Source organism: Agromyces sp. P1_H4, assembly GCF_056405255.1.
On record NZ_JBFUCL010000209.1, the window covers coordinates 1 to 6,672 of the forward strand.

Annotated in this window: 8 protein-coding genes and 1 pseudogene; 7 read left to right on the forward strand and 2 right to left on the reverse strand. The window is 71.4% G+C overall.

What is annotated here, in order from left to right; translation table 11 throughout:
• Both AC1DY2_RS12835 and AC1DY2_RS12840 read left to right on the forward strand, forming a co-directional pair.
• Positions 1-544, forward strand: a 544-nt coding sequence (locus tag AC1DY2_RS12835) for a DUF2238 domain-containing protein (protein ID WP_476762781.1), incomplete at its 5' end; no start/stop codon positions are given.
• A gap of 99 nt (positions 545-643) precedes the next feature.
• Positions 644-859, forward strand: coding sequence for a PLDc N-terminal domain-containing protein (locus AC1DY2_RS12840; protein WP_159601798.1), 216 nt, complete (start codon positions 644-646; stop codon positions 857-859).
• Here the strand turns inward: AC1DY2_RS12840 and AC1DY2_RS12845 are convergent.
• Positions 816-2,456, reverse strand: coding sequence for an alkaline phosphatase family protein (locus tag AC1DY2_RS12845; RefSeq protein ID WP_476762782.1), 1,641 nt, complete (start codon positions 2,454-2,456; stop codon positions 816-818). The two genes, AC1DY2_RS12840 and AC1DY2_RS12845, sit on opposite strands and share 44 nt — an antisense overlap.
• Positions 2,457-2,540: 84 nt before the next feature.
• On the opposite strand from AC1DY2_RS12845, the gene AC1DY2_RS12850 reads away from it, so the two are divergent.
• Entirely contained in the window at positions 2,541-2,936 is a 396-nt protein-coding gene (locus AC1DY2_RS12850; RefSeq protein ID WP_476762783.1) for a hypothetical protein, read from the forward strand.
• A 37-nt stretch (positions 2,937-2,973) separates the two neighbouring features.
• Here AC1DY2_RS12850 and AC1DY2_RS12855 read toward each other — a convergent pair whose 3' ends face one another.
• Positions 2,974-3,693 (reverse strand): CDP-alcohol phosphatidyltransferase family protein, encoded by a 720-nt coding sequence (locus AC1DY2_RS12855; protein ID WP_476762784.1) that lies wholly within the window; start codon positions 3,691-3,693, stop codon positions 2,974-2,976.
• A gap of 91 nt (positions 3,694-3,784) precedes the next feature.
• On the opposite strand from AC1DY2_RS12855, the gene AC1DY2_RS12860 reads away from it, so the two are divergent.
• The 4 genes and pseudogenes from AC1DY2_RS12860 to AC1DY2_RS12875 all read left to right on the forward strand — a co-directional run.
• Positions 3,785-4,765, forward strand: a complete 981-nt coding sequence (locus AC1DY2_RS12860; RefSeq protein ID WP_476762785.1) for a zinc-dependent alcohol dehydrogenase — start codon at positions 3,785-3,787, stop codon at positions 4,763-4,765.
• The gene (locus tag AC1DY2_RS12865; RefSeq protein WP_309978012.1) at positions 4,762-5,163 is read left to right on the forward strand and encodes a 6-pyruvoyl trahydropterin synthase family protein; all 402 of its coding nucleotides are present in this window, start codon (positions 4,762-4,764) and stop codon (positions 5,161-5,163) included. The genes AC1DY2_RS12860 and AC1DY2_RS12865 overlap by 4 nt, the downstream gene beginning before the upstream one ends.
• A 5-nt stretch (positions 5,164-5,168) precedes the next feature.
• Positions 5,169-6,251: a glycosyltransferase family 4 protein gene (locus AC1DY2_RS12870; RefSeq protein ID WP_476762786.1), complete on the forward strand. Its 1,083-nt coding sequence runs from the start codon at positions 5,169-5,171 to the stop codon at positions 6,249-6,251.
• Positions 6,248-6,672 (forward strand): annotated as a pseudogene (locus AC1DY2_RS12875) (SAM-dependent methyltransferase); the annotation flags it as partial. The gene AC1DY2_RS12870 and the pseudogene AC1DY2_RS12875, both read left to right, overlap by 4 nt.

Sequence of the window (6,672 nt, forward strand, 5' to 3'; positions counted from 1 at the left end):
CCTCGGCGCCGCGAGCATCGTCGTGGCGGGCATCGGCTGGGGCCCGCTCGCCGCGCTGACGGTGTCGCTCGCGGTCTTCGCGTCGCTCTTCCCGCGCCTGCTCGGCGTCCGTCCGAGCGTGGACCTCGCCTTCGGTGTGGCGGTGCTCGTCTCCGCGTGGAGCAGCGTGCTCGAGCTCTACCTGTCGGTACGGTGGTGGGACATCCCAACGCACTTCGCGACCAACGGGCTGGCCGCGGCGCTGCTGTACCTCCTGCTCCAGCGAACGGGGGTGATCGCGGATGCCGGGCGGCTGCGTCATCCGGTCGCCTCGGCGGTGCTCCTCACGACGGCACTCGGCCTCTCATTGGGCGTGCTCTGGGAGGTCGCCGAGTGGTTCGGGCACACGTTCATCGACCCCGCCATCTACGTCGGCTACGCCGACTCGATCGGAGATCTCGTGGTCGGGGGTGCCGGTGCGCTGCTCGCCGGGTGCGGGATGCGGTTCCTCGCCGGCGACTCCCGGTTCGTGGACGAGCACCGGCGCACGGTCGCAGCGCAATGACCGCCGCCGAGACGCCGTCGGGCGTTCCGGTCGCGGCGCCATGAGACTAGGGTGACCCCGAGACCGTCGATGTCGTCGACCTCGGGAAGGGAGCCGGAGATGCCCGCGCAGAACTGGAACGAGCTCTCGAGCGGCCGGAAGACGGGCATGCTCATCGCGGCATCCGTGCAGCTCGCGCTCGCGGCCACCGCGTGGACGGACCTCGCCCGCAGGCCGGCGGCGCTGGTCCGCGGCCCCAAGGCACTGTGGGCCGTGCTCATCGCCGTGAACTTCATCGGTCCGCTGAGCTACTTCGTGGTGGGCCGCCGGCGCTGAACGCGTCGAGGAACCGGTCCCGGAAGGCGCTCATCCGCCAGACGGGCCCGTCGGGCGCCGGGAGCATCCCGTCGTGCCAGTGCCATCCCCCGATCGCCTCGAAGACCGCCGCGTCCTTCGAGATGATGCTGATCGGCACGTCATGGCCGGCCCCCTGTCCGCTCACGATCGTCGCCGGCTGGTGGTCGCCGAGCACCACGAGCACGAGGTCCGGGTCGTCGGACTCGTGCAGGAACTCGAACATCGCGCCGAGCGAGTACTCGATCGACTGGGCGTACGCCCGCTGCACCCTCTTCGGGTCCTGCCAGACGCTGGTCGCCGACTCCCCTTGAGCCGGCTGCGGCTCGAACACGGAACCGTCGCCGACCTTCGACCACGGCACGAGCCGAGGGAGCGGTGCCCACGGCGTGTGCGACGAGACGAGGTCGATCTCCGCCATGACCGGCTGGTGGCCCCCGGCGAGCTCGTGGTCGGCGAAGTACTTCCACGTGTACTGGTCGGGGATCCGCGCGTACCCGAACGACGGCCCCCGATAGCCGACGTTGTTCGCGTCGAGCAGGGTGTCGAAGCGATAGAACGAGGTGCCGAACGACCACGGCTCCGTGTTCGAGGGCACGACGCTGACGGTGCGCCAGCCCGCTCTCCCGAATGCCCGGCTCAGCGTCAGTCGGTCGCTCCGGATGACCGCGCTGTAGAGCGGTTGCCGGTCGATCCACAGCCCCGTCTGGAAGGTGGAGTGCGCAAGCCAGCTGAGGCCCCCGAACGTCGGGGAGGTGAGGAAGGCGCTCCGGGACGTGTAGCCGTCAGCGCGCAGCTGCGCCTCGCCGTCACGGAGCGCCTGGTCCACGCCTCCCGAGAAGCCCGATTCCTGCACCGCCACCTCGCCGTAGCTCTCGATGAAGGCGAAGACGACGTCCTTGCCCTTCAGCGTGGTCAGCAGGTCGGAGCCCGCGGCGTCCCRGTAGGGATCGGTCGCGATCTGCTCCGGAAGGTCGGCCAGGGCGGCGAGACCTGCCGCGGCGCGTGCGGCCGAGGCGGTGATCGCCCGGAAGGAGGCGGCGGCCGCGGCCGGCTGCCCGGCGACCGGCTGCGAGCCCACGAGGGCGGCGATGAGCCACGCTGCGGCGAGCGCCGAGATCACGGCCCCGCCGTGCCCCCGATCCGGACGGATCGCGTGCCCCACGCGAAGCGCGGCCCACGACAGGGCGACGATGAGCCCGAGGGCGACGACGGTGAGCAGTGCGACGAGCGCGTGCGCCGGGGCGGCGCCGATGGAACCCTCGACGACCCCGAACGCGTCGCTCAGCTGCTGCCAGTCGAGCGGATCGAATGGGATGTCGAGCACGGACCGGTAGCCGGCATCGATGCCGGCGAGCACGAGCGCGGCGACGACCGTGACCGCGAAGGCGGCTGCGGCGATGAGGCGCGCCGGGGCCCAGGGAATGAGGAAGAGCAGGAACAGCACGAGGATCGACTCCGCAGGGAGTCCGATGAGCGCCGACGGAGCACCGTCCGCGAGCGCTCCCGGCACGAGCGGCGTCACGACGAGGAGCAGGATCGCGACCACGAGCGAGACCCGGTCGCGCGCTCGGGGCATCCACGCGAGTGAACCCCTGCCCCCGCTGTCTCGTGTCATGGTCAGCGGCTCCGCCGGAGGCCTCGATCGGAAGCGGGTATGAACATGACTGCAAGCAATCGGCCCGTCCTGCGGGTCCTTCGGATCCTCAGCGCGATCGTCCTCGCCGCGATCGGCGGGATCCACCTGTTCCTCGTCTTCGACGGCGTCGGCGGCATCCTCGGCGTGTTCTTCGTCCTGAACGGGATCGCAGGTGTCGTGCTGGCGATCGGGATGCTCGTGCTGCACGGGCGGCTCCTGGGTCTTGCCACCGTCCTCAGCCTGCTCTTCGTCATCGCGAGCCTCGCGGCGCTCCTGCTCGCGCTGACCGTCGGCCTCTTCGGCATCACCGAGTCGTGGGACTTCACCCTCGTACCGCAGACGGTCGTCATCGATGCCATCGGCGTCGTGATCCTCGGCATCGCCACGCCGGTCGTGCTCCGCAGCCAGCGGGCCGAATGACCTCGGGTCGGCTCCCGCGATGGGCCGGGCGCGTCGATCACGTCGCGCCCACCTCGACGCGTGGAGCCCGGCTTCGGAGCGCCAGCCACACCACGTCGCGACCGAACGACTCGAGCAGCAGGACCAGTGCGAGGCCGACGACCACGCCCGCGAGCTCGGGGACCAGGCCGGATGCCGCGAGGGCGAGGGTGATTCCCTGCGCGGCCGTCACCACCTTGCGCCAATAGCGATACGGGAGCCGCAGGCGAAGCCACGGAAGCACCCATCCCGCGGCGACGAAGACGTAGCGCATCAGGCCGATCGCGAGCACCCAGAGGCCGAGGATCGGTGCCACGTACGCACTCAGCACGAGCAGGAGGAACGCGTCCACCTCCATGTCGAAGCGCGCGCCCAACTCCGACATGGTCCCGGTCCGTCGGGCGACCCACCCGTCCACCGCGTCGAGGACCAGGGCCGGGACGACCAGGCCCACCAGCAGCGCCACCGGGATCGGCGCGACGAAGGATGCCGCGACCAGCCCGGTGATGATCGCGACCAGCGTCGACCTCGTCGCCGTCACGGCATTCGCCCAGCCGAGACGGGAGGTGCGCGCGCGTCGCAGCGCACCGAGCAGAAGGGCGTTGCTCACGACGAGATAGGCGAGCGCGGCCATCCAGCCGATCGGCGGCAGCCCGTCGGCGGTCCAGATCGCCAGCACGCCCGCACCGCCGAGTCCCGCCAACCCGGTCGGTGCGAGGTGAACCTCCTTGATCGCCATCACGTGTCCTTGTCAGGGAGCATCTCACGGAGCATATTCATTCATGTACACGTCTGGCATCCCCGGAAGGTTCACCGAAGGAGGCATACCGTTGCTCGAGGCCGTGGCGTTCTGGATCGACCGGCCCGGCGTCGGGGTCATGCGACGAGCGTCGATCGGCCCGGTCGGCGAGGGCGACGTGCTCGTCCGCACGAGCCGCACGGGCATCAGCCGGGGCACCGAGACCTCGGTCTTCCTCGGTCGGGTGCCGACCAGCGAACACGAGCGGATGCGCGCGCCGTTCCAGGAGGGCGGGTTCCCGGGCCCGGTGAAGTACGGCTACCTCAACGTCGGAGTCGTCGAGCAGGGGCCCGACGAGCTCCAAGGCTGCACGGTCTTCACCCTGTTCCCCCACCAGTCCCGGTTCGCGGTTCCTGCTGAGGCAGTGATCCCCGTCCCGCGCGGCGTGCCCGCTCGGCGTGCAGTGCTCGCAGGAGCGGTCGAGACCGCGGTGAACGTGCTGTGGGATGCCGCCCCCCTGATCGGCGACCGGGTGACGATCGTGGGCGCCGGCATGATCGGATGCAGCATCGCGCGGCTGGCCCGCGGCATCCCGGGTCTCGACGTGGTGCTCGTCGACGTCGACCCGTCGCGTCGCAGCGTCGCCGACCGGCTCGGCGTGCGATTCGCCGAACCGGGCGACGCGCCGGGCGACCGGGATCTCGTCATCAACACGAGCGGGTCGGAGGCCGGGCTGCAGCTCGCGCTCGCAACCGTGGTGACGGATGGGGAGGTGATCGAGGCCAGCTGGTACGGCGACCGGCCGGTCACGCTCGCACTGGGTGCCGACTTCCACTCGCGCCGACTGTCCATCCGGTCGAGCCAGGTGGGTGCCGTCGCCCGTCGTCGCCGCGGCACGCGCACGACGCGCGACCGGCTGACGCTCGCGCTGGACCTCCTGCGGGATCCCGCGTTCGACGCGCTGCTCACGGGCGACTCCCCGTGGACCGACCTCCCCGCCGTGATGGAGGGGCTCGCCACGGGGCAGGGCGCGGAGCTCTGCCACACGATCGATTGGACGGACGCCGAATGACCTTCACCCTGACCGTTCGCGACCACATGATGGTCGCCCACAGCTTCTCGGGAGCAACGTTCGGGCCGGCGCAGCGCCTGCACGGCGCGACCTTCGTCGTCGACGCGTCCTTCCGCGCGAGCGACCTCGACGCGGACGGCGTGGTCGTCGACATCGGACGCGCGGCCGAGGCGCTCAGCGAGATCACGGGCTCGCTGACCTATCGCAACCTCGACGACGAGGCCGAGTTCGCCGGCATGAACACCACGACCGAACGACTCTGCCAGGTGATCGCCGACCGCCTCGCCGAGCGCATCGCCGACGGACGACTCGGGTCTGCCGATGGGCGGCTGTCGTCCATCGAGGTGACGCTGCACGAGTCCCACATCGCCTGGGCGACGTACGAGCGGACGTTGTGAGACGAATGCCAGACGCAGCCGTGCAGTTCCTGGTGCCCGACGGCATCGAGGATGACGAGCGCGTCAGCGGCGGCAACGTCTACGACCGGCGCATCGGCGAGGCCCTCCGGGCGCAGGGCGTCGACATCCGGATGGTGCGTGTCGCAGCAGACGGCGGTCACGAGGTCGCGAGCGCGCTGTCCGCGCTCCACCGCGACGACGTCGTGCTGATCGACGGATTGCTCGCGGTCGCGGCCTCGCGAGTGCTCGAGGCGCAGTCGACGCGGCTTCGGATCGTCGTGCTGGCGCACATGGTCGCAAGCGCCCTGCCCCGCATCCAGGACCGGGCGTCGACGGCCGAACGGGAGCGCGTGGCACTGAATGCCGCGCGGCGGGTCATCGCGACCAGCGAGTGGACCCGCTCCGAACTCGTCGCCCGCGCGCTCGCGGAACCCGATCGCATCGTCGTCGCCCGTCCGGGCACCGACGCCGTACCGACGGCGACCGGATCCGCATCCGGGGGCCACCTGCTCTGCGTCGGCGCGGTCGCGTTGCACAAGGGGCAGGACGTGCTGGTCAACGCGCTTGCGGGAATGGACGACCTGCCCGGATGGAGCTGTTCGATCGTGGGCTCACTGGACACCGACCCGGAGTTCGCGACCCGGACCGCTGCCGCCATCCGATCGGCTGGGCTCACGGAGCGCATCGAGCTGCCGGGCGTGCTCACCGGTCGCCGGCTCGCCGAGGCGTACCAGGCGGCCGACCTCGTCGTGGTGCCGTCGCGCGCCGAGAGCTACGGCATGGTGGCCGCGGAGGCGGTCGCCCGCGGCATCCCGGTCGTGGCGGCACGCGTCGGCGGGGTGCCGGAGGCGGTCGCCGGGAGCACGGCCGCCGTCCTGATCCCTCCCGACGACCCGGTGGCGTTGCGTGCGGTGCTCCGGCRGTGGTGGGCGGAACCTCCTCGGCGTGCGGTGCTCAAGGCCGAGGCGGTGCGCTCTCGTACCGGGAGGCGAACCTGGGCCGAGTCCGCTCGGATCGCCGCGACGGTCCTGCGACGAACCCGTCCCGCCGCGGGCGGCGTCGAGTCCGAGCGGCGGCGCGCCGGATGAGCGAGGTCATCGAGGTGAGCAGCGATTGGCTCGCGCTCCGTGAACCCGAGGACGCACGCGCCCGGTCCCGCGACCTCGCGCTCGAAGCAGCCCGACTGCTCGCGCCGGGTCCCATCGTGATCCACGACCTGGGAAGCGGGACCGGCTCGATGATGCGATGGCTCGCGCCGCAGCTGCCCGGCCCGCAGACCTGGGTCCTGCACGACTGGAACGCGACCCTCCTCGAGCGGGCGGTGCGCGCGGGCGCGACCGATCGTGAAGGACGACCGGTCGCGATCCGCACGCGGAGCGGCGAACTCGCCCACTTCGGGTCCGATCACCTCGGCGGCGCCGCGCTGGTGACCGCTTCGGCATTGCTCGACGTGCTGACGTCGAGGGAGGTCGGCGCCGTCACCGACGCGTGCGTCGCCGTCGGATGCCC